This window comes from Thioclava sp. IC9 (assembly GCF_002213225.1).
GTDB lineage: Bacteria > Pseudomonadota > Alphaproteobacteria > Rhodobacterales > Rhodobacteraceae > Thioclava > Thioclava nitratireducens.
This window is the reverse complement of record NZ_NBNX01000014.1, coordinates 1-21210: the sequence shown is the minus strand read 5'-3', so window position 1 is coordinate 21210 and position 21210 is coordinate 1. Positions and strand designations below refer to the sequence as shown.

The following is a 21210-nucleotide window of genomic DNA, read 5'->3' as shown; positions in this document are numbered from 1 at the left end:
CGTGCTAACAAAGGCGTTCAGTCCGGCAAGCCATAGCAAATCTGGCGGCCCGAAAGACGGGCCGCCAGCTTGAGCCTAGCTCAGTCACCTTCCATGTGCTCTTTAATATTTTCTGGAATGTCGGCTTCAGAGAACGATTTCTGTTCGGCCGGGTCATGCACGAAGGCAATGATGTCCGCCAGTTCCTGCCCGGTAAATTGGATCTGGGCTCCCAGTTCCGTTTCCTGCATTGCGATCATTGCCGGAGCCCCTTGCCACATTTTGGCAGCGAAGCTGAAGGGATCCATCGGCATTGCCATCGTGCTCGCATCGAGGTTCGGAGCGTCTGTCCCCCCTACCCCATTGATTGAGTGACATACCACACAGCCCTTCGACGCGAACAGGCGCCGCCCTTCAACCGGATCCATTTCCGGAACGACAAGCCCGCCCATTATGGCACCGTCGTGCATAACACCGGATTGCTCAGCGCTTGCCGAAAAGGCAAGCAAGGATGAGGCGACAACCGCTATCGTCGACACAAAATAAAAACGTTTCATCTTTCTTTTCCTTCGTCTGTGTGTGGCTAGTTGGCGCTCGGAAGGATGTTCCGCAGCAGCGCCAAAAAGCTTTGAAGCCGTTACTTCTGTCAGACGAGAGATTTGGGAGGGGGAGCGCGCGGGCTATCGATATGCCCTTCCATCGAAAGCACATTTATTGGGAGGGTATGGCTATCGTAGATTTTTGGTTCGATACCAGCCTCTTCCGTTAGGATAACCGCTGGGGCACATAGTGAATGCGCATGGTGATGCGCACGATGGCAGCCCACTAAGGAAACGCCGCTTTCAATGGGGCGCAAGGCATTGTGCGCCGATACGGTGAGAGAGGTATGGTTGCCCAGTTCCTCGATAGCAGCTGGCGCCTGCAAAGTGACTGCGATAAGCGCGATCACCAAGAAGATTCTCCACAGTGCGCCCCGCATGGGCTGCCCCTGGCCACGCCGAATTCCTTTGAGATGCTTCATTCGAGCATCTTACCGGGCTTCCAGATTGTCACCTTGACACAAGTCAACGCAACAAGCCGCCGCCGCAGTCCCTTGAATGCGCAATCTATTCGCAGGTCGTCACATCGAGTAATTCGCCCGCGCCTGAAACGCCAAGATATCTATCGCCCAGACTGGTAGGCGCGATGGGATTTTGCGATGGAGTTTCGTCGGCACGTCCGATCGTGGCATCCCCGAGGCGAGATGGTTGTCGCCATGTCAAGAAAAGTCGCGTCAACGGGTCGAAACACGGGATCGACATCGATCGATCTTTCTTCCGCTTAAATGCACTTTTCGTGACATTGGCGGCATCTCTCAGGGCCAGACCAGCGTGGAGTTACATCTTTTCCTTGATCCCTTTCCGGATCAGCCACCAGTTCACCGGATAAGAGGTGATGAAGCCGAATATCATCGCGATCTGCATCATGAACCAGAATTCAACGCTGTTCACCTCAAGCTTCACGCCAAGAATGCTTGCAAAGATCCAGAAATGCGCAACGGCCATGAAACCATACATCCCGATCTGCCAAGCTGACAGGGAGAGGACGTCGGCTTTTATCGCTTGAATGATACCCTCTTTCACGGAGAGATTCCGCATCGGTTTGATCGTGAAATACTGGAAGGCCACCCCGATCACGAGCGCGAAGATATAGTCTACAATCCAAGCGGCGAATATCTTCTCGGCAAAAAGTTCTTTCCAGCCGAACCAAGTCGCGATGACCGGCACGAAAAACAGCAACCACTCCGAGATGATGTCTCCAAGCGTGCAACCACTGCCACAGTGAGATGCGCCCTTGGCCACCATCATGGGAAATGGCGTGTATTTCTTGTTTGGCGGGGTCTCGTCCTTCTCCATCGCTGCATGCATTTTGCTGTGCGCCCCGAGCTTGCCGTAGGTAAAGTAGCCCCAGAGAGCAATCCCTGAGGAAAAGAGCGCGACGACAGGCCAGACCACATTCATGATCCACATGTGCTGAGGGTCCTTCGCCTCATCCCCGATGATGATAAGTGCGGAGATGGCACCAGCAATAAGAGAGATTAGCGATAGGACGTGCAGCCAGTCGGGTATCATGGAAGAACTCCTGAAATGCATAGGGTGACTTCGCATCGAAACGGTCGAGTTCACGGGAGGTTCCGGCTGGCTGTCACTGCGCCCGCTTCGCTGGCTTCATCAATTCACCCGCTCTGAGCTCCAGGCCGCCGCAGCATTCGAAGTTGGTTGGCCGCTTCCTGCCGACACTGTCGGCGTCTAAGTGCCGCCATGCCCATCCTACAAATGGAACACATTCAGAATTCGGAACATGAACCGCTCCCCATGCATTCCTCCGGCAATCCCGAACGGACGGAAAGTCGGAGGCAGATGACATGACCATGCGTTTTGAACAGATCCTTGCGGAAGGGATCGCCCAGTGCTCCTACCTCTTGGGCGACACCGGCAGCGGCACCGCCGCGGTCGTCGATCCTCGCCCGGATTGCGATATCTATATCGAGCGCGCCAAGGCGCTCGGCCTGACGATCACCCATGTGTTCGAGACCCATATCCACGCCGACTTCCTGTCGGGTGCGCGTGAATTGGTGGACCGGCTGGATGGCGCGCCCAGGCTTTGCGTCAGCGTCGAAGGCGGCGCCGAATATGACTTCGCACATGAGGGCCTCCGCGACGGCGGCAAGTTCACCTTCGGCCAGCTCACGCTCGAGACGCGGCACACGCCGGGGCACACGCCCGAACACGTCTCCTTCCTGCTCTACGAGAAGAACAATGACGACCCATGGGGCGTGCTCAGCGGCGATGCCTTCTTCGTGGACTCGGTCGGACGCCCCGACCTCTTGGGCGACGACAAGACCGAGGAACTGACCGAGGCCCTGTTCCGCACCACGCAGGAATTCTACATGCAGCTGCCCGATGGCGTTCTGGTCTACCCCTGCCACGGCGCGGGTTCGGCCTGCGGGCCGAATATCGGCGACCGGATGTCGACCAGCATTGCCTATGAGAAAGCCCATAACAAATATGTCCAGATCACCGATCTGCAGGCCTTCAAGGACGAGATGACGAAGGACGCGCCGCCGGTGCCGACGCATTACCCGCGCCTCAAGAAGGTCAACGCGGCGGGCCCCGAGGTGATGCACGGATGGCCGCGCTGCATCGGCAAGACCCCGGAGGAGTTCGAGGCCCTGATCGCCAAGGATGACGTGCAGCTCGTCGATCTCCGCGACATGCTCGCCTTCGGCGGCGGCTTTATCGAGGGCTCGATCAACATAGGGCTGCAGCCGATCCTGTCGGTCTGGGCGGGCTGGATGCTCGATCCCGACAAGCCCATCGCCTTGGTGAGCGAAAAAGCTGCCGACATCGACGAGGCCGTGCTGCGTCTCTGGCGCGTGGGTTTCACGAAATTCGCGGGCTACCTGAACGGCGGCATCGCCGCGTGGCGCACCTCCGGGCGACCGCTTGCGCATATCCCGCAGGTCACCGTGCAGGCGCTGAAGGGCAGCGATCTGACCCCGCTCGACGTGCGCAAGGACGAGGAATGGGACGGCGGCCATATCCCCGGCGCGATCCACCATTTCCTCGGCACGCTGGAAGACGAGATGGACCAACTCGACCGATCGACCGACTATGCGGTCTATTGTCAGGGCGGCTACCGTGCCAGCGTCGCCGCGAGCCTGCTGCACCGTGCCGGGTTCAAGAACGTCTCCGCCGTGCCGGGCAGCTTCGGCGCATGGTCCGCGCAGGAATACCCGATCGAAACCTGAACCGCTTTCAACTCAAGGAGCCAACACCATGAGCTACACCATCGACAAACGCCTCACCGATACCACGCTCGAAGAGGCCGACACCCGGACCCGCGAGGCTCTCAAGGAACAGGGCTTCGGCGTGCTCACCGAGATCGACGTGCAGGGCACGATGAAGAAGAAGCTGGACGAGGACATGCCCGGCTACCTGATCCTCGGCGCCTGCAATCCGAAGATGGCGCATCAGGCGATCCAGCTGGAGCCGAATGTCGGCGCAATGCTGCCTTGCAACGTCATTTTGCGCCAGGACGGTTCGGACATCCTCGTCTGCGCAATCGACCCGGAAGCCTCCATGACGGCGATCGACAATCCGCAACTCAAGTCGGTCGCGGGCGAAGTGCGCGACATGCTGGAAAAGGCGATTGAGGCGATTTGAGTTCAATGAAAATGCGGCGGCGGAGCAGATTTGCGCCCGCCGCCGCTTGACGGATTGCCCGTTACTTCAAGTCGACCGATTGAACGTCGCTTCAAGACGCGGCTTCTGGTCGGCGAAGGTTCCGTAGGTTGCTACGCCGTCAATGACGGTGATCGGAGCGACGCGCACGCCGTAGCGTGCTTTCGCCTCCTCGGCTACGCCGGGGCGCGAGACGTCGCGTTCGTCGAATGCGATGCCACGCTCGGTCAGGTAGCGCTTCACCGCCGCGCAGTCAGGGCAGCCAGGGCTGGTATAGACGAGCACCTCGGTCATCCTACTGCACCTCGGCTTCGTAACCTTCTTCATTGACAGCGGCGATGAGCGCCGTTGGCTCGGCCACGCCTTTCACGACGGCTCCGCCGGGTTCCAGCGTAACCTCGGCGCTTTCGACGCCCGCTACACCTTCCAGCGCCTTGGTCGCAGCCTTGACGCAGTGGCCGCAGGTCATCCCGGTAATCTTGAGATTGATGTCGCTCATATTTTGTCTCCTTTCTGGGTTTTGATAGGTCAGGCGGAAAGCGTTTCGGCCACACGACGCAGCTTGATGGCGACCTCTTTGCCAAGGCGATCGACGTCAGCGTTTGCGACCAGGCCAAGCACTGCCGCCGGGTCCATGAACAGCACGCCGACCTTGCCTTCTGCCTCTTCGCGAACGACGACGTTGCAGGGCAGCAGGGCACCAATATCCGGCTCGGCTTCGAGCGCCTGATGGGCGAACTGCGGATTGCAGGCACCAAGAATGATATAGGGGCTACGCTCAAGCCCCAGCTTGGCCTTGAGCGTAGCGGCCACATCGATGGTGGTCAGCACGCCGAAGCCCTCGTCCTTCAGCGCCTCGGTCACGCGTGCGACCGTCGCGTCGAAACCCTCGGGGCTGGTGACAGCGAATGTGAATTGGCTCATGGTCTTTTCCTCTCTCTTCAAGTGGGTTGATCAGGCTTCGGCCCCGGTCTTGAACGCTTTCAGGCGGCGCAGGCGCAGGCTGTTGCCAAGCACGAAGACCGACGACAGCCCCATCGCGACACCGGCAACCATTGGGTTAAGGTTGATGCCCCAAGGCGCAGCCAACCCGGCGGCGATCGGGATCAGGATGACGTTGTAGAAGAACGCCCAGAAAAGGTTGCCGCGGATATTGCCGAGCGTGTGCCGTGCCGCGCTCAGTGCGGTAACCACCTCGCCCAACTGGCCTCGGGTCAAAGTAACGTCGGCCGCTTCGATGGCGATGTCGGTGCCAGTCGCCAGAGCGACGCCGACATCTGCCTGCGCCAACGCTGGTGCATCGTTGATGCCATCGCCGACGAAGGCAACGCTATGACCTTCACTCTGCAGCGACGTGACCACCTTGGCTTTATCCTGCGGCAGCACTTCCGCATGGACGTCGTCGATGCCGAGCTGGTCGGCCACCGCGCGCGCCGTCGCCTTGGCGTCACCGGTAACCATCGCCACGGTAACGCCCCGCGAACGCAACGCATCGACCACCGCTTTCGCTTCGGGCTTGGCGCGATCGGCAATGGCCAGTAGGCCGAGCGCTTCGCCGTCGGCCGCAACATAGACGACCGTTCGTCCCGCGCCCTCCAACTCGGCCGCGCGGGAGTCGAGGTCACCCAGCGCAACACCCTGGCTTGCCAAAAACCGGTGCGCGCCGACCCGCACCAGCCGGCCGTCGATGCGGCCTTCGATGCCGTGCCCCGCGACCGCGCGGAAGTCCGTCACCTCGGGTAAATCGAGTCCCTTTTCCTTCGCGGCGGTGACGATCGCACGACCCAGCGGATGCTCGGACGCGGTCTCCAGCGCAGCAGCGAAACGCAACGCTCGGTCCGGCTCGGCTGCCACCATGTCGACCAGAATAGGTCGACCTTCGGTCAGTGTGCCGGTTTTGTCGAACAGCACAGTGTCGACGTGCGAGAGCGTTTCAAGCGCCTCACCCTTGCGGAAGAGCACCCCCAGTTCCGCCGCCCGCCCTGTGCCGACCATGATCGCCGCTGGCGTTGCCAACCCCATCGCGCAGGGGCAGGCAACGACCAGCACCGCCACCGCTGCAACGAGGGCCACGCTGACGTTGCCGCCGATCAATAGCCAAGCGATGAAGCTGAGCGCTGCGATCACCAGCACGATGGGCGTGAAGACCCGCACCACGCGGTCGGCGAGGCCTTGGATCGGCAACTTGCCGGTCTGGGCGCTTTCCACCAGTTTGATGATCTGCGCCAGCACTGTGTCACCGCCGACCGAAGTCGCTTCGATCACCAACCGTCCGTCCTGATCGACCGTGCCGCCGACGACCTCGTCGCCCTCGGTCTTCGCGACCGGAAGCGGCTCGCCTGTCAGCATCGCCTCGTCAACATGAGCACGGCCCTCGACCACCCGGCCATCGACCGGCATGCGCTCTCCGGGGCGCACGACGAGGCGGTCGCCGACGCGTAGTTGCGCGACCGGCACGTCCTTTTCGACGCCCTCACTATCCAGCCTGTGCGCGGTTTTGGCTTGGAGCCCCACCAGCTTGCGGATCGCGGCGGAGGTTCGACCTTTGGCAATCTCCTCCAGATACTTGCCGCCCAGCACTGCGGCGATCACCACGGCGGCACTGTCGAAATAGACGTGGCGCGCTTCAGGCGGGAACAGCGCGGGCGCGAGCAGCACCAGAGTGCTGTAGGCCCAGGCCGCGCCCGTGCCGGTCGCGACCAGCGAGTTCATATCGGGCGACAGGTGGCGATAGGCGATTAGCCCGGGCCGGAAAAAGCGACGCCCCGGCACGAAAAGCACAACGCTGGCCAGAGCGAATTGGACCCAGCCCCAGAAGCCCGCGAACGGGCTGGCGGCGGCGAGCGCGCGGTCGAAGGCGGGCACGAATGCCCCCCCCATGCCCACCACAACGATCACCGCGCCCAGGATTGCCGCCAGCGCCACGTCGCGCCCCATCGCGCGCAATGACGCACGGCGCTTCTCCCCGTCGCTCTCAGCAGCCTCAGCGGCGTCGCCGACCGGATGGGCCTCATAGCCTGCATCAGCCACCGTTGCAGCGAGCGTGTCCGCGTCAGTCATCGCGGGCAAGAAGCGCACCTTGGCCCGCTCGGTGGCAAGGTTCACGCTGGCCTCCAGAACCCCAGGGGCCTTGTTCAACGCGCGCTCGACACGGCCCACGCAGGACGCACACGTCATACCCTCGATAGACAGTTCAGCCTCCGTGCTCACCGGGGTGTAACCGGTGTCGCGTATCGCCTCGACGATCTGCTCGGTGGTGATCTGCTTCGGGTCGAAATGCAGTTCTGCCCGTTCGGTGGCAAGGTTCACGCCCGCGTTGGAAACGCCGGGAAGCTTCCTCAAGCCGCGTTCGACACGCGCACTGCAGGACGCACAGGTCATACCCTCGACATCGACAGAAAGAGCCGGAAGCGCATGGGACTCCTGCAAGCGATCAACAGCGGTATCCATGACGATTTCTCCTATCGCAGCACAGCCGAAATTGATTTTTCGACTCGGATGTATCGATGATGTAGGGCCTCCAGTTACTGGAGGCTCAAGGGCCGGAAATAGATTTTTTGGATTTCGCTGTGACTCGGCGAGTGTGCGTCAAAGGAAAACACAGTTTGGTGAACGCTCGGTTTTACCGCGCATTTTTGACCTCGCTCAAAGTGCTGGACATGTGAACGGCGTATCGAGCCCGAAACGAAACTGCGGAGGCCGACATGACCAAACTTTCTGTATACACCGCTCTTCTTTCGACACTGGCCGCCAATGCGGCTTTAGCTGACGCGCCCGGCACTTACGGTGACGGCTACTACGGGCACCCGATGATGTGGGGCGACGGCTACGGCTTCTTCGGCATAGGCATGATGGTGATTTTCTGGGGCGTCTTGATCGTCCTTGCGATCCTCGCCGTGCGCTGGCTGATGGAACGTGGACCGAGCCGGAGCCAAAGCACCGCGCTCGACGTTCTGAAGGAACGCCTCGCAAAGGGCGAGATCGACCCCGAGGAATACCAAGCCCGGCGCAAAGCACTGGAAGAGTAAGAGCTCTACTCTTGGACACGTAAAGCCTAAGCGAAGAGGCCTTTAGACAGGCGCCATTTGCTGGCCGGATCACGAGCATGCGCCTGAGAAAATTCGATTCTCAGGCGCAGGTGCATCGGGCTGGATGCTGGGTCCAAGTCGCCCTGTGTTTCAGCCCACAATGCTGTCTGCTCCGGAGGCGGTTCGTAACGGCGATGCTGGCTTCGCCGCTCGCAACCACCCGCGACATCCTTGGCTCCGCATCTTGTGCGAGCGCGCATATGCCTCCGAGGCGTCGTTAGTGAATCCCATGTCGTGATCGACCGGTGCTGACGAGGACGTGTCCGTCTTGCTTTCTTGTCGCGGACAGACATTAGGAGCGAGAAAGCTGGTCAGACAGAAAGAAGGAACCGCAAACCCATCCAGAGCCCCATGACGATCATCATGAGGTTTTCGGTGAGCGATACAAACCCCAAGGGCACGTTGCTACCTCCGCCGACGCAGGCGCACTTCAGTTCTCGTTTGTCGATGTAAACTGCCTTGAATACCGAGACCGCCCCGACGGTGCCGATGAACAGAGCCAGCGGCGCAGAAAGCCACGTTAGCGCCCCGGCGATCATCAACAGCCCGGCGAGAGTTTCGGCGAAGGGGTAGAGATACCCGTATCTGACCCAGCGGCGGGCAAGCAAATCATAGTTCAGGAACATCGTGGAAAACCCTTCAACGTCCTGAAGTTTCTGGATGCCAAGCAAAGTCATCGAGATCGCGATGAACCACTCGAGGACGCGGACGCTAAGCATGGTTCCGAGAGCCGCCCAGCCGACAGCCAGCGCCATCAGGAAGGCAACGCCAAAAATCGCGATCACCGGTGTGTAGGTGGTCTCCCCGTCCTCGCGCAGCGGCTTGCCAAAATATTTGCGCAGGGAGTCGTAGCCACCGATGCGCTCGTTGTCGATCCATGTCTGCGGCGTGGTCTCCACGCTGTGGCGCTGCTTGAATTGCTCGGTTTCGTCGTGCGTCTCAAGGAGGTGATCCTCGACATCGAACCCCTGTCTCTCCAGCAGGTCCTTTGACTTGAGCCCGAAAGGGCAGAGATGACCGGGCATGGCCATTCGGTAAAGCTGCGCTGTCTTGCGCGGAGCGTCAGTGGGCATTGGTCTCCTCCGGCGAATATGGCACCTGGTTCCTAACGTCCTTGCAGCGCGGGAGGGTTCCGGAAATAGCCGTGAAAACGCTCGTATACGCTTGCGTCAGTTTTGCTGCCTTGATGTTTCATCTTAGGGGAGGTGCCCGCCAGACGCGCAGACGATCAATTCTACCCGGCTGGCGACGCCGAATTTCTCCATCAAGCGCTCCTGATATGTCCTCACAGTGAACTCGGAAATCCCGAGCATCCTCTCGATTTCCTTGCGTGTTCTGCCCCGAAGCAGTCCGTCGAGCACACTCCGTTGCCGATCGCTCTTATTCGATGACTTGTGCTTGCAGCTCCGTAAGGAACGCCTTGATGCGTCGGGCATTGGCCCCGCGGTCGATCTGCCCAAGGCGCGATCGTGACCGCATGTCGATGCGGCTGCCTGTCTCGATGTCGGTGACCCGAACTGCCACCTCGTCCTCGAAGCCGAAGACGCGGCTTCGGGCGATGGCTTCGATCTGGTTTTCCGCAGGGTCGGCCGAGAGAACCTCCCAGCCACGCGTTTCGACAAGCGTCAACGCCTCTGCGAATGCATCCTTGACCGGGATCGGAAGGTCCAGCGGGCGCACGTCCGGATAGGCGGAGCGTTGTGGCTCGGCATTCTGCGCCGGGTAGTCCGTTGGGGTCGCGGTGAACCAGTAGACCGGCGGGTCTTCGGTATCGGTCGAGATGTCGTTTATCGGCGGTGTCGTCCGAGCGGCGATTTCGAAAGCCACTCCGAGGCCTGCAACGGGGAATGACAGGATGAGGCCAATCAGCGCAATGCTGGCACCGCGCCTCTTGCGGATAGCCCCCGCCAACGTCACGAGCGCTGCTACGACCCCCGCTAACGCCGTCCAGACACCCCAACCGGCGATCTCATAGGCTTGGGGCCAAGGCCAGCCGCCCGCACGATAGCCCCAGACGGACAAAGCAAGAAGCGCAAGCGACACAAGGCCCAGAAGGATCGTCGCAAAGCCAAGGCGTCGCGTTATGAATTCAAGCATCTGTATCTTCCTTATCGGGGGCGGGATTTAAGCGGGGGGGCGTTTCCAAGGATCAACGGGCCGCCTGAAAGGCGAAAAGATAACCTGCAAGAGCTGTTCAAGAAAGGGGCGCGGGTTCTCGCGGACGCCGAGGATGTAGGTCATTCCTCTTCCTCCACCGCGATGCGTGGGTCGAGAGCATGGCCCGAAGCTGGGCCGCGCAGGGGTTGGAGCAGCATCCTGTCGATCCAAAGGTCACGGCGCGTGCGGAACTGTTCGATCCCGATCTCCATGTCCTGATGCCCCCTTGCCGGTTGCGCGACATAGGTGCCTAATAGCCGATCCCACCAAGGCAGGTTGAATCCATAGTTTGAATTGGTCTCGCGCGGATCGACAGAATGGTGGACGCGATGCATGTCGGGGGTGACCACGAACAGGCGCAACACCCTATCAATCGGACGCGGCAGATCGATATTAGCGTGGTTGAAAAGCGCGGTCGCATTCAGGATCACCTCGAACAGCAGCACCGCGACCGCAGGCGGCCCGAGCGCCGCGACCACCGCCAGCTTGATCCCCATCGAGATCAGGATTTCCAGCGGATGGAACCGCAGGCCCGTCGTGGCGTCGAAGTCGAGATCGGCATGGTGCATCCTATGCAGCCGCCAAAGTCCGGGAACCGCGTGCAACATGACATGCTGAAGGTAGATCGCCAAATCGAACACCAGCATCGAAACAAGGATGGCCGCCCAAGTCGGCCACTCCAGATTGTTGAACAGCCCCCAACCACGGTCCTCGGCCATGACGGCCAATCCGACTGCGAGGATCGGGAATGCCAGGCGCAGGATCACCGTGTCCAAAAAGACCAGGGCGATATTGTTCGTCCAACGGATCAGGCGCGGTATCTCTCTGCGCCGCCGGGGGGCCGCGACCTCCCACAACGCCAGCGCCGCCAACACGCCCAGGAAAGCGGCAAATCGGATGGTCGGCTCGGCAGAGAGGATCGTTTCGGTCATGCGTTCGGCTTTTCTCTTGTGACGCAGGCTGGATTCGCTATCATTCAATTATTCGATTGAATGATGTAGTATCCCGAGGCAGCCCATGTCAATTAGCCCGAAGATGGCCCTTCTCGAAGAATACGCCCTTGTCGCGCGGGCCTTGTCGACCCCCGCACGCCTTATGCTTCTTGAGCAGCTCGCCCAGAGCGAGCGCAGGGTAGAGGCGCTTGCGGAAAAAACCGGGCTCACTGTCGCGAACTGTTCGCAGCATTTGCAACAATTGCGGCGCGCTGGCCTTGTCACCAATCGGCGCGACGGCAAGGCGATAATCTACAGGCTGACCGACGCGAGGACGCTGACGTTGTTGGGAATTTTGGGCGATGTGGCCGAAAGGAACCTCGCACAGGTTGGGGAGATCCTGCGCGGGCTATCGAACGGCGAAGACGCGCCGGAACCGATCAACCGCGACGAGCTTGCCGCTCGACTGAGTGAAGGGTCGGTGACCGTCCTCGACATGCGCCCCGCCGACGAATTCGCCGATGCCCATATCCCGGGCGCGCTCAACATGGCCGTGACGGAGCTGGACAAGTTCCTGACGGACTTCGACCGGAACACCGAAATTGTGGCCTATTGTCGTGGTCCATACTGCGTCTACGCCCACCAAGCCGTGGCGTTCTTGCGCAAGAATGGTTTCAATGCCCGTCGTCTCGACGGCGGTCTGCCTGAATGGCGCGAAGACGGTCGAACCATTCGGTCGACATCCTGATTTACAAAGGCCGATGCCGCTACGGGTCGATCTGACTATGTGAGCGCACTGCGTGCGAGGCCTTTCGAAATGCCATGATGACTCGCCCAGACTTCACATGAGATCTTATGGTGGAAGCAACCTCAGCTTAGTGTCTGCTACGGACCGCCTGCTGACCGACTCTACGCGATGCTCGAATGTCGGGTTTGGGCCGTTCACTGCGCCGAAGCAGGAAGGGCGGGAAGCGGCCGTTTGCTGCAGCTGGACTCAACGACTGGAAAGCGGACAAAGCGGCAATTTGGCCGAACACCAATTGTCTTCTGGCACCGCCAGTGATATCAGCCCGAACATGATCAGTCAGCATATCAAGCTTGCTCAAGGCACCTATTACCGCCGCTCCTAAGGCGGTGGATGAGTGTTGCTGATCCAAACCGCCGTGATTGGGCGGTTTGCTTTTTCGGATTCCCCCGGTCGCGGCTCTTTCAATGGAGCTTAAAATGACGACCAGACAGCTTTGCACCGACTATCTAAAAGCCCTGAACGAGGGAAATCTCGCGGATGTGCGCGCCCTCTTCAGCGACGACGCAAAGGTTGTATCCCCGCTCTATGGGGTGCTCGATGCCTTTGATTTCTATGCTGATCTTTTCAAAGATACGAACAAGTCGGAGACCTCGTTGCTGAATGTGTTCGACACTTCCGAAACGTCGAAATCTGTTGCTCTCCACTTCCGATACGAGTGGACCTTGGCTGACGGTAAGCTGGTATCGTTCGAATGTGTTGATGTGTTCGAACTGAACGATGCGCGAGATCGATTCAAGAAGTTGACTATCATCTATGACACCGCACCGCTGCGGCAGGACTTCAATAATCTCAGGATCAAGTAAGCGATCAATGCGCCCGAGTGTAATTGGATGCACTCGGGCCTCAATGACCGCAATCGGCCCAATGTATGTGTCGGCTGCTGTTCGCAATCGAGAAAAAAGCACGATTTTGGAAATCGCTCATATGTATCCGGCCTGTTGATCGGCTCGCGGGCCGTGGCCTTGGTGGGGTTACGCACGCGCCGTGGTCTCATTAGCGGATAGGTCGTTATTGACCTTTAGGGCCGTCAAACTCTGGGGGCGTATTTTCTCCGCTCCATGCTGTTATCTCTGTCGCGAACTCCTTGGTGACCTTGGAAGGCGTCAGATCGCTTCCATGGTCGCGTCTTTTGGCGCGTCGAGCCGGGTGCCATTGCGCAGAATGCTCCGGGCGGTTCGAGCGAGCTTGTTGGCAAGTGCGATGGCCGCCTTGTTTCGCGGCATGCGTGCCACCGCTTCGGTCAGCCACGGGTCGAAACTGAAGTCGGACCATCGGTGTGGCCGCATCATGATCACTTTCGCCGCTTGCACGAACAGCATTCTCAGATAACGACTGCCGCGCTTGGTGATCCTACCGAGAATGGTGCGGCCGCCTGTGCTGAATTGTCGGGGCACCAGGCCCACCCATGCCGCGAAATCGCGCCCTCGGTCGAAGGCCTCGCCTTGGCCGACAGCCGCGACCATCGCAGTCGAGATCATCGGGCCGATGCCGGGGATCGTCATGATGTTGGCGCAGTTCTCCTCGGTGCGGCTGATCTCTTCGATCTCGCCAGAGACATCCTCGATTCGTTTGTCCAGCCAGAGCCAGTCGCCATAGAGCCCGATAAGGATGCCGCGCATCCGGGGCGATATCTCATCCCGTCGCTGTTCGAGGATCGCCTCGAAGGAGTTTTTCAGCGCCCGAAGTCCCGACCTGACAGTGATGCCCTGTTCGATCAGAAAGGCCCTGATCTGGTTGATTGTGGCGGTGCGCCGCGAAACCAGCCGTGCCCGGACCCGATGCAGGGCCTGAAGGTCGAGCTGATCTTGGTCCTTCTCTGAAACGGTCCGAAGGTTGGGACGCAACGCGGCCTCCGCGATCGCCTCGGCGTTATTGTAATCGTTCTTCTGCCCCTTGTTGAACGGCTTCACGTAGATCGCCGGTATGATCCGCGGTTCGAACTCCATGCCCCGCAGCGTTCGGCTGACAAAATGGGCACTGAGGCAAGCCTCCATTCCCACAATGCAGCGTGGGAGTTGCGCGAACGTGGCGTTCAGGGCCAAGCGCTTGATCTGTTTCCGCATGACTAACTGGCCGGACCGGTCGAACCCGACCATGTGAAACGTATCCTTCCCGATGTCGATCCCGACGACGGCGAGGTTTTCGATGTCTCCTGTCTTCTTTGAACACATAGCTGCTTCTCCTGGTGCGCGGTTGATCCCGGTTAAGGATAACCCAACGGTGGGGAAGCAACCGACACATCCCATTAGCGGACCTTCGCCGCCCCCGTGGCCAGTGACGGCTATGGGCCGAGGCTGTTTAGAAACGCGCTCGCAAGGCCTACCGAATGCTGGCTTCCCGCGCAGCTCTTTTTTTGCAGCCTCAGATCATCCAGTTGCGCTCGTGGCGGCCTGGCGAGCCCTTGCTGTGCAGGTCATGACTTACTAAGAAAGCTCCACCAAAAAACTGAGCGGGAGGGCTGGCTCAGTGTCAAGGAAACCGCGCCAAGCCCTCCCATCAGAACGCTTGCAAGCTCGCACCGCGCATCAAAAACGTCGAGAGATCGAAAAACCGACAGAACTGTCACCGAAGACATCGGCGGAACTCTGTGTTCGGGAATAAGATACCTCGGCGCTCCAGCGTCCAGGCATCCACAATCACGACAGCCGTATCATTCGATGTTGACCGGCGACTGTCTCAGCCCTCTGGCTCAGCAAGAGCTTTAGAAAGTAGACGCCGGATCATCTCAGGTCGAGACGGCAGGTCGTCTTCCAGCTTTCTTCGATCATCGAGTGCCTGGAGCATTTCTCGCGGCAGGCGAAGAGTCACAGCCTCGGTATCGACGCGCGGGCGTCCCATCTTCTTTTTTTCCATTTCAACGCTTCTTTTTGTTGACTTAATAACGTTGCAATGTCACATTTGACGAGCGAAGGCAAGAGCTGCAACTCCTGCCAACGCTCTGACCACAGCCATCTCAGCACGGGAGAGAACCATGGCTATCATCTCGAATATCATTCAGTTCATCCGGAATGAAGACGGATCTGAGGAAACCACCGCCCCAATCCTTACGCGCTTCCCGTATTTTCTAGAAGCGCTCGCGGATTTCCTTGACTACGAGCACTACCTTGCTGAAACCCAAAGCTGGGAGCCGGCCTTCAGCCACTGGGAGAACGCCTCCGCGCAGGCCCAAGAAGACATGTTCCGGCTTCAACGCGAGATGCTCGCCGAAGCGCCCCGTCTCCCGGTCGAAAAACCTTTGAAATTGATCGTGTTTGGCCTGAGCCTGGCGATGCTCGACGAGTCCGGCGCACAACGCGATCGCTTTCGCGATCTCGTCCGCTGTCGCGGAAACGAGCTGCTCATCAAGGAAAAGCGCCCGGGTGATCGGCATGTGAACGACCTGCTCAAGCGGACGCTCATTTTATTCGATCAGTTTCTCGACCTTTACTCGGTTGATCAGACCGCGCCCGATACGGCGACGGCTTCTCACTGATCGACTGAAGTAGCAGCGCTCTTTGATCTCGACCGAGAAACTCGGTCGAGACTGGGCCTGCATACCCTCCAAAACATTACAAACCACGTGCGCAGTTCACTGCGCCCGCTTCTCCCTACGCATTCAAAGGAGGGTCTCATATGACCCAAACGAACAAAACCGTTCTGCAAATCCGGGGCGAGAACCATATCGTCCAACCCGGCCAAATCCATAAGCGCTGGAGTGATGCCGCAGAAAGCAAGGGCTACCGCGTGGTGGCCCGCGTCAGAGACAAGAATAGCCTCGCTCTGGAATGCAAAACCTGCGGAGGCCTTCACGTCAGCCGTTACTATGTCTTGCTCAACTTCCAGCCCGGCTGTCCACATTGCATTGAGGCGCGCTGGCGTGAGACCGCGAAAGACGCGGGCGTAGAGTTTCTGCGCCGCGATCCAAAGCACCGGCACTACGCTTTCTATCGGGCGGAATGTGGTCACGAAATCCGACGTCAGTTCACCTTCATTGAACGTATGGCGCGCGCAGAGGTCGAAGCGCGCTGCGAGATCTGCCACCACGCACGGGAACAAGAGGAGGCCATTCAGAAAGGCTGGGAACTCATCGGTCGCGATCCGAAGGGTGATGCCCAATGCCGAATTTATCGCCACGCCGAGGGGTGCGGAACCGAGGCACGGATCTTCCGTAACAATATGCAGACCGGGCGTTTCACTTGTCCCGGGTGCGGCGAGAACTGGTCGACGGGGCCGAGCTATCTATATGCGATGAAATTTGCGCTCGAAACCGGGACCGAAGCGGTGAAAGTCGGCTTCTCGCGCAACCCCGAATCTCGATTGAAATACCAGCTCCACCGCAATCCAGACTTGCCGCGCGAGTTACTGCTCAAGGTGCCGATGCGCAGCGGACGCCACGCGCAACGCGTCGAAAAACGGCTGCATAAATGGCTGGCGACGGAGTTCCCCGACGATTTGGTGCCGCCGGAGGAGTTCACTGATCTACTCAAGGTCAAATCCGAGCTTTATCGGGCGGGCCTTGAAGCAACGATCCTGCGCCAGATGCATCGCCTCCAACGTAAGGAAAGACGCGCAGCCGAGCGAAGCCGGATCCGCAGCCGATCGCGCTCCAAACGGATGCGGCGCGCGCGCCCCTAAGCCCCATCGCTCCTTCAAATGACCCAAACGGTCCCGCGCCTCGCGGGACCGCCCTGCCCCTACATGCCCACAGGACCCTGCCATGACCCAAACATCTCTCGCACCGTCGCTGACCAATCCGTCCTGGGCTGCCCTTGCGCTCCGCGCGCTGGCTCAGACACAATCGCCTGACAGCGTCGCCCCAATCTCTCCCCCCGACCTCACCGGGCTCGACCCCGAGGATCAGGCTGCCCTGATCGGCGACCATCTCGACGCTCTCGACACAGAGCAGCGCGCGACTTCGGCACCTGCCACAAATATCGACGCACGCTCGCTCTGGGACGCCCCCAAAGTCGCAGGCCTGCGCCCGACCGAGCTCGCGCTCATCCTGCGGCTGGCCGCGACCTTCGAAACGCAAGGTCGTATCGATGCCCTGTTCGAGCCCGGCGCGGTCACGCTGATGACCGGCGCGTCGCGGTCGGAACTGGCCGATGCCACCACCGTCCTCAAAGACCATTTCCTGCCCGCCGATCGAGAGATCGCGCTGCATCCGTTGAAACGACTGAAGCAACACAAAGATCTGTCGATCCACACCCTCGGCGAGATGCTGCGGTCCGATATCATTCCCGAGATCGAGGAACTGTTTGAGGGCTCCGAGCCGCTGCTCATTCTCATGCCTGACGAAACCGCGTTGCCCGACGCGCTTGCGGAGGCGCTGCCTGCCCCTCTCAAGCTCGCGCCGCTGTCGCGCCAGATCATCCTAGCGCTGCTCCATCTGACCTACGCGCCCTTGGACCTTGCCAATCTCCCTGCCTTGCTGCCGAGCGAGGCCGAGTTCGACGCAATCGGTGCCGCCGCGCTGAGCTTCGCCCTGCGTGCGCCGAACGCCGAGGACGCCGCGCGTCGGATCACGCGGGCTCTTCCGAAGCCCGCTACCTCGCCACAGGGCCCGGCTCTCGCCGACATGACCGGCGACGGCGAGGCGCTGATTGCCGCTCGGCGTATCGTCGACGATTTAGCCCTCTGGCAAAGCGGCGAAGTCGCCTGGACTGACCTGACGCGATCGCTCCTGCTCTTCGGTCCGCCCGGCACGGGCAAGACCTACCTCGCGCGCGCCATGGGCAACTCGGCTGATGTGAACTTCGTCTCCGCAAGCTTCGGCGAATGGCAAGCTGAGGGTCATCTAGGCAAGATGCTGGCTGCGATGCGCGCGAGCTTCGAGGAGGCGCGCAACGCCGCCCCTTCAGTCCTGTTCGTCGACGAGATCGACGCCGCCGGCTCCCGCTGGGCGCCCGACCGCCATAACCGCGAATATCGCCGCCAGGTCATCAACACCTTCTTGGCCGAGATCGACGCCACCGCGCGTGCAGAGGGCGTCGTCATTGTCGGCGCAACGAATGACCGCAACGCGCTCGACCCCGCAATCCTGCGGCCCGGTCGGTTCGATCTGCACGTCGCTGTGCCTCTCCCCGATGCAGCCACGCTCACCGGCGTCCTTCGCGCACATGTCGATCTATCCGACGACCAGCTGCGCTCGCTTGCCCAAGCCGCCGTGGGGATGAGCGCAGCCGATCTCGATGCCGCGATCCGTGCGGCGAAAAGCTCGGCGCGTGCAGAAAAGAGGCTGCTCGAACTCCACGATCTGCGCCGACAGATCGGCGGCCTTCAGCAATCGGACCCGGCGGTGATCTGGCGCACAGCAATCCATGAGATCGGCCATGCAATTGCCTTCACTCAACTGGGTCTCGGCACCATCAGTCGCGTGTTGATCCGCCGCGACGGCGGGGGCGAGGCGCACCCGAAACCGGCCCGAGCGATCCAGACCCTTTCAGATATCGAGGACGAACTGACCTTCCTGCTCGCCGGACGCGCCGCCGAACGTCTGATGCTTGGCGAGGTCTCGGCCGGGGCCGGCGGCTCCGCGGAGTCCGATCTCGCGCTGGCAACACGCCGCTGCATCGACATCGAGACGCGGTTCGGCTTGGGTCACCACGGCCATGTCTGGCTCGATGGCATCGACGAAGTGACTCTCCGCAATCCGCACGTTTACGCGAAAGTCCGCAAGCGGCTGGAAACAGCCGAGCGGCGTGCAGACGCGTTGCTGGAAGCACAACGAGACCGTCTCGAAGCTGCGGCGCGCGAGCTGTGCGAGCGCCGGGAACTGGGTGAACAGGAGCTTGCACGACTTTTGAGCCCCAATTCGGATCGGCGTTCGCAGTCCTCGCGCTCGGAACGGAGGACGAACGAGATCGCGCCGTTTGCGTGATCGCTTCTTCCCGCTCGCCGCACCTACCAGCCATGTTCGACCAAGATTACGCAATCTTGGTCGATATCAGCACTTCCAAGCCCCCAAACAGGCCCAAGATGCTGATTTCTGTGGATTACGAAGCGCTTACCCATGAATGAGACCCCCGCATGACTTATGATGTTCCAATCACCCGCATGGGCCTCCCAGCCCAGATCAGACCCCATCGAGATCGTCACCGCAAAGCGCGCTGGCGTAAGGAGCAACTCGGCCTATGGCACGAGATCAGAGACGTCATGCCCAATGCCATCAGGCGCCTTCGGCGCCGGATGGCGCTGGCATGCAATCGTCTCAAGCCCACGGCGATCAAACGTGTCATCCCTCCTTCAAGGAACTTGCGAAGCTTCTCGCACGACAGGCGGCACGCGAATATCAACGTTCCCAACGCGAGGAGTGAATGATGAGCACATTCCAGCCGCTTCGAGCTGCGATCTACGCCCGATATTCGACCGATCTTCAATCGGCAGCCTCAATCACCGACCAGGTGCGCCTATGCCGCAAGCTCTGCGAAGAGCGGGGCTGGCAGGTTGTGAGCGTCTTTCATGACGAGGCGATCAGCGGCGCCACGCACCTGCGCGCCGGCTTTCAAGAGATGCAGAGTGCGGCCGTGAGAGGCGAGTTCGAGGTGCTCGTCGCGGAAAGCCTCGACCGCCTGTCGCGCGACCAGGAACATATCGCAGGACTGCACAAGCGGATGCGTTTCCTCGGCGTGGCAATTCACACGAAAGCCGAAGGTGAGATCAACGAGATGCACATTGGTCTTGGTGGAACGATGTCAGCCTTGTTTCTGCGCCAGCTCGCCCAGAAGACCCATCGCGGCCTCGAGGGACGCGTCAGGCAAGGCAAGTCAGCGGGAGGCCTCAGCTTCGGCTATCGCCTCGATCGAAACGCTCTGCCCGATGGCTCTCTCAGCACGGGCGATCTCGTAATCGAGCCGACCGAGGCTGCCATCGTGCGCCATATCTTCGAACGCTTTGCTGCTGGAGAGAGTGCGCGGGCGATTGCATTCGAATTGAATGAGCGCAACGTCCCTGCCCCGCGTGCCGCGAAGGGCAAAACCGCTGGAACCTGGTCGTTCTCGACGATCTCGGGCAATCGCAAACGGGGCACAGGAATTCTAAATAACGAACTCTATATAGGTCGACGTGTCTGGAACCGGCAACGGTTCATCAAGGATCCTTCGACAGGGAAGCGGCAGGCTCGACTTAATCCTCCCGAACAATGGGTTATCGATGATGTTCCAGATCTGCGGATCATCGATGACGATCTATGGGGGCGCGTGAAAGAGATCCAGGAGGGCGTTCGAGCCGCCATCAATGCCGATGATCGACCGAACGCGTTCGGTGCCGCAAGGCGCCCCACGCACCTTTTCTCGGGTCTGCTCAAATGCGGCTGCTGCGGTGCGAACTATATTCTCGTCAACAAGGTCAAATATGGCTGCTCCGCTGCCCGCAACCGGGGGACCTGCGCCAATCTTGCGTTGATCCGTCGAGACGACGTCGAAGCGCGCGTCCTCGAAGGGCTCAAGGCACATCTCATGCACCCGGACCTGATCGCGGAATTTGTCGCGGAGTTCCAACAGGAGATGCGCAAGGAGCAACGCTCAGCAGAGCACGCACGCCAGACTTCGGAACAGCGCCTCGCACAGATTGACGGCGAGATAGAAAATCTCGTGAAAGCGATCATGGCCGGTATGTTCCACGCGAGCATGAAGGAACGTCTGGATGAGTTGGAGGCCGAGCAACGCGCGCTCCGGAACACGCTCGCCACGATACCAACGCCCGATCCCGTCATCATCCACCCGGCGCTTGCCGCGGTCTACCGCAGCAAAGTGGAAGATCTGACAGCTGCGCTCAATGACAGCGATAGCCGCAGCGAGGCGACGGCCATCCTACGCGGGCTCATCGAGCAGATCGTCCTGCACGCGGACCCGAACGCACCCGGCGGCCATGTGATTGAGCTCTATGGGGAACTAGGCGCGATCTTGGGATTGGGGGATGGCACAAATGACAAACCCCGCCTTGGTGTGGGCGGGGTGTCGACTTCGTTGGTTGCGGGAGTAGGATTTGAACCTACGACCTTCAGGTTATGAGCCTGACGAGCTACCGGGCTGCTCCATCCCGCG

Annotated in this window: 21 protein-coding genes, 1 tRNA gene and 1 pseudogene; 9 read left to right on the top strand and 14 right to left on the bottom strand. The window is 60.3% G+C overall.

Going from position 1 to position 21210, the window contains the following annotated elements; translation table 11 throughout:
- Positions 1-80: 80 nt before the first annotated feature.
- The 3 genes from B6V76_RS19175 to B6V76_RS19170 form a co-directional block, all read right to left on the bottom strand.
- On the bottom strand, positions 81-536 hold the full coding sequence (locus B6V76_RS19175; protein WP_088728272.1) for a c-type cytochrome: 456 nt from the start codon (positions 534-536) through the stop codon (positions 81-83).
- Between the two features lie 89 nt (positions 537-625).
- The gene (locus B6V76_RS19780; RefSeq protein ID WP_141104954.1) at positions 626-1000 is read right to left on the bottom strand and encodes a hypothetical protein; all 375 of its coding nucleotides are present in this window, start codon (positions 998-1000) and stop codon (positions 626-628) included.
- 355 nt (positions 1001-1355) lie between these two features.
- Positions 1356-2090 carry a DUF4396 domain-containing protein gene (locus B6V76_RS19170; RefSeq protein ID WP_088728271.1) on the bottom strand — a complete coding sequence of 245 codons (735 nt, stop codon included), beginning with the start codon at positions 2088-2090 and terminating at the stop codon, positions 1356-1358.
- Between the two features lie 293 nt (positions 2091-2383).
- On the opposite strand from B6V76_RS19170, the gene B6V76_RS19165 reads away from it, so the two are divergent.
- Together B6V76_RS19165 and B6V76_RS19160 are read left to right on the top strand one after the other, a co-directional pair.
- Positions 2384-3769: an MBL fold metallo-hydrolase gene (locus tag B6V76_RS19165; protein ID WP_088728270.1), complete on the top strand. Its 1386-nt coding sequence runs from the start codon at positions 2384-2386 to the stop codon at positions 3767-3769.
- Between the two features lie 28 nt (positions 3770-3797).
- Positions 3798-4184, top strand: coding sequence for a DUF302 domain-containing protein (locus B6V76_RS19160; protein WP_088728269.1), 387 nt, complete (start codon positions 3798-3800; stop codon positions 4182-4184).
- A gap of 66 nt (positions 4185-4250) precedes the next feature.
- Here the strand turns inward: B6V76_RS19160 and B6V76_RS19155 are convergent, their stop codons facing one another.
- From B6V76_RS19155 to B6V76_RS19140, 4 genes are read right to left on the bottom strand one after another with little or no spacing between them, the layout of a single operon-like run.
- A complete protein-coding gene (locus tag B6V76_RS19155) occupies positions 4251-4496 on the bottom strand; it encodes a glutaredoxin family protein (RefSeq protein ID WP_078571829.1) in 246 nt (81 codons plus the stop codon).
- 1 nt (position 4497) lies between these two features.
- Positions 4498-4701 carry a cation transporter gene (locus B6V76_RS19150; RefSeq protein WP_088728268.1) on the bottom strand — a complete coding sequence of 68 codons (204 nt, stop codon included), beginning with the start codon at positions 4699-4701 and terminating at the stop codon, positions 4498-4500.
- Between the two features lie 29 nt (positions 4702-4730).
- Positions 4731-5126 (bottom strand): DUF302 domain-containing protein, encoded by a 396-nt coding sequence (locus tag B6V76_RS19145; protein WP_078520077.1) that lies wholly within the window; start codon positions 5124-5126, stop codon positions 4731-4733.
- Positions 5127-5156: 30 nt separating this feature from the next.
- Positions 5157-7652 (bottom strand): heavy metal translocating P-type ATPase, encoded by a 2496-nt coding sequence (locus B6V76_RS19140; RefSeq protein WP_141104953.1) that lies wholly within the window; start codon positions 7650-7652, stop codon positions 5157-5159.
- A 254-nt stretch (positions 7653-7906) separates the two neighbouring features.
- On the opposite strand from B6V76_RS19140, the gene B6V76_RS19135 reads away from it, so the two are divergent.
- Positions 7907-8230, top strand: a complete 324-nt coding sequence (locus tag B6V76_RS19135) for an SHOCT domain-containing protein (protein WP_088728267.1) — start codon at positions 7907-7909, stop codon at positions 8228-8230.
- Between the two features lie 371 nt (positions 8231-8601).
- Here the strand turns inward: B6V76_RS19135 and B6V76_RS19130 are convergent, their stop codons facing one another.
- From B6V76_RS19130 to B6V76_RS19115, 3 genes are all read right to left on the bottom strand, one after another.
- Entirely contained in the window at positions 8602-9363 is a 762-nt protein-coding gene (locus tag B6V76_RS19130; protein WP_088728266.1) for a glutaredoxin, read from the bottom strand.
- A gap of 307 nt (positions 9364-9670) precedes the next feature.
- Positions 9671-10387, bottom strand: a complete 717-nt coding sequence (locus B6V76_RS19120; RefSeq protein ID WP_088728264.1) for a DUF1499 domain-containing protein — start codon at positions 10385-10387, stop codon at positions 9671-9673.
- Between the two features lie 140 nt (positions 10388-10527).
- A complete protein-coding gene (locus tag B6V76_RS19115) occupies positions 10528-11379 on the bottom strand; it encodes a sterol desaturase family protein (RefSeq protein ID WP_088728263.1) in 852 nt (283 codons plus the stop codon).
- 85 nt (positions 11380-11464) lie between these two features.
- On the opposite strand from B6V76_RS19115, the gene B6V76_RS19110 reads away from it, so the two are divergent.
- A complete protein-coding gene (locus tag B6V76_RS19110; RefSeq protein WP_088728262.1) occupies positions 11465-12127 on the top strand; it encodes a metalloregulator ArsR/SmtB family transcription factor in 663 nt (220 codons plus the stop codon).
- 476 nt (positions 12128-12603) lie between these two features.
- Positions 12604-12990 (top strand): nuclear transport factor 2 family protein, encoded by a 387-nt coding sequence (locus B6V76_RS19105; RefSeq protein WP_088728261.1) that lies wholly within the window; start codon positions 12604-12606, stop codon positions 12988-12990.
- A 300-nt stretch (positions 12991-13290) separates the two neighbouring features.
- Here B6V76_RS19105 and B6V76_RS19100 read toward each other — a convergent pair whose 3' ends face one another.
- Positions 13291-14358, bottom strand: coding sequence for an IS110 family transposase (locus B6V76_RS19100; RefSeq protein ID WP_088728260.1), 1068 nt, complete (start codon positions 14356-14358; stop codon positions 13291-13293).
- A 505-nt stretch (positions 14359-14863) separates the two neighbouring features.
- The gene (locus tag B6V76_RS19775) at positions 14864-15040 is read right to left on the bottom strand and encodes a ribbon-helix-helix protein, CopG family (protein WP_240497912.1); all 177 of its coding nucleotides are present in this window, start codon (positions 15038-15040) and stop codon (positions 14864-14866) included.
- A gap of 118 nt (positions 15041-15158) precedes the next feature.
- On the opposite strand from B6V76_RS19775, the gene B6V76_RS19095 reads away from it, so the two are divergent.
- The 4 genes and pseudogenes from B6V76_RS19095 to B6V76_RS20230 all read left to right on the top strand — a co-directional run.
- Entirely contained in the window at positions 15159-15659 is a 501-nt protein-coding gene (locus B6V76_RS19095; RefSeq protein ID WP_088728259.1) for a hypothetical protein, read from the top strand.
- Between the two features lie 140 nt (positions 15660-15799).
- Entirely contained in the window at positions 15800-16801 is a 1002-nt protein-coding gene (locus B6V76_RS19090) for a GIY-YIG nuclease family protein (protein ID WP_088728258.1), read from the top strand.
- An 82-nt stretch (positions 16802-16883) separates the two neighbouring features.
- Positions 16884-19046: an AAA family ATPase gene (locus B6V76_RS19085; protein WP_088728257.1), complete on the top strand. Its 2163-nt coding sequence runs from the start codon at positions 16884-16886 to the stop codon at positions 19044-19046.
- 436 nt (positions 19047-19482) lie between these two features.
- Positions 19483-20550 (top strand): annotated as a pseudogene (locus B6V76_RS20230) (recombinase family protein); the annotation flags it as partial.
- Between the two features lie 138 nt (positions 20551-20688).
- Here the strand turns inward: B6V76_RS20230 and B6V76_RS20225 are convergent.
- Positions 20689-20886, bottom strand: a complete 198-nt coding sequence (locus B6V76_RS20225; RefSeq protein WP_240497911.1) for a hypothetical protein — start codon at positions 20884-20886, stop codon at positions 20689-20691.
- Positions 20887-21133: 247 nt separating this feature from the next.
- Positions 21134-21210, bottom strand: a tRNA-Met gene (locus B6V76_RS19075).

Coding starts and splice junctions, on each gene's coding strand:
- B6V76_RS19175 (WP_088728272.1), bottom strand. CDS start 536: ATGAAACGTTTTTATTTTGTGTCGACGATAGCGGTTGTCGCCTCATCC.
- B6V76_RS19780 (WP_141104954.1), bottom strand. CDS start 1,000: ATGAAGCATCTCAAAGGAATTCGGCGTGGCCAGGGGCAGCCCATGCGG.
- B6V76_RS19170 (WP_088728271.1), bottom strand. CDS start 2,090: ATGATACCCGACTGGCTGCACGTCCTATCGCTAATCTCTCTTATTGCT.
- B6V76_RS19165 (WP_088728270.1), top strand. CDS start 2,384: ATGACCATGCGTTTTGAACAGATCCTTGCGGAAGGGATCGCCCAGTGC.
- B6V76_RS19160 (WP_088728269.1), top strand. CDS start 3,798: ATGAGCTACACCATCGACAAACGCCTCACCGATACCACGCTCGAAGAG.
- B6V76_RS19155 (WP_078571829.1), bottom strand. CDS start 4,496: ATGACCGAGGTGCTCGTCTATACCAGCCCTGGCTGCCCTGACTGCGCG.
- B6V76_RS19150 (WP_088728268.1), bottom strand. CDS start 4,701: ATGAGCGACATCAATCTCAAGATTACCGGGATGACCTGCGGCCACTGC.
- B6V76_RS19145 (WP_078520077.1), bottom strand. CDS start 5,126: ATGAGCCAATTCACATTCGCTGTCACCAGCCCCGAGGGTTTCGACGCG.
- B6V76_RS19140 (WP_141104953.1), bottom strand. CDS start 7,652: ATGGATACCGCTGTTGATCGCTTGCAGGAGTCCCATGCGCTTCCGGCT.
- B6V76_RS19135 (WP_088728267.1), top strand. CDS start 7,907: ATGACCAAACTTTCTGTATACACCGCTCTTCTTTCGACACTGGCCGCC.
- B6V76_RS19130 (WP_088728266.1), bottom strand. CDS start 9,363: ATGCCCACTGACGCTCCGCGCAAGACAGCGCAGCTTTACCGAATGGCC.
- B6V76_RS19120 (WP_088728264.1), bottom strand. CDS start 10,387: ATGCTTGAATTCATAACGCGACGCCTTGGCTTTGCGACGATCCTTCTG.
- B6V76_RS19115 (WP_088728263.1), bottom strand. CDS start 11,379: ATGACCGAAACGATCCTCTCTGCCGAGCCGACCATCCGATTTGCCGCT.
- B6V76_RS19110 (WP_088728262.1), top strand. CDS start 11,465: ATGTCAATTAGCCCGAAGATGGCCCTTCTCGAAGAATACGCCCTTGTC.
- B6V76_RS19105 (WP_088728261.1), top strand. CDS start 12,604: ATGACGACCAGACAGCTTTGCACCGACTATCTAAAAGCCCTGAACGAG.
- B6V76_RS19100 (WP_088728260.1), bottom strand. CDS start 14,358: ATGTGTTCAAAGAAGACAGGAGACATCGAAAACCTCGCCGTCGTCGGG.
- B6V76_RS19775 (WP_240497912.1), bottom strand. CDS start 15,040: ATGGAAAAAAAGAAGATGGGACGCCCGCGCGTCGATACCGAGGCTGTG.
- B6V76_RS19095 (WP_088728259.1), top strand. CDS start 15,159: ATGGCTATCATCTCGAATATCATTCAGTTCATCCGGAATGAAGACGGA.
- B6V76_RS19090 (WP_088728258.1), top strand. CDS start 15,800: ATGACCCAAACGAACAAAACCGTTCTGCAAATCCGGGGCGAGAACCAT.
- B6V76_RS19085 (WP_088728257.1), top strand. CDS start 16,884: ATGACCCAAACATCTCTCGCACCGTCGCTGACCAATCCGTCCTGGGCT.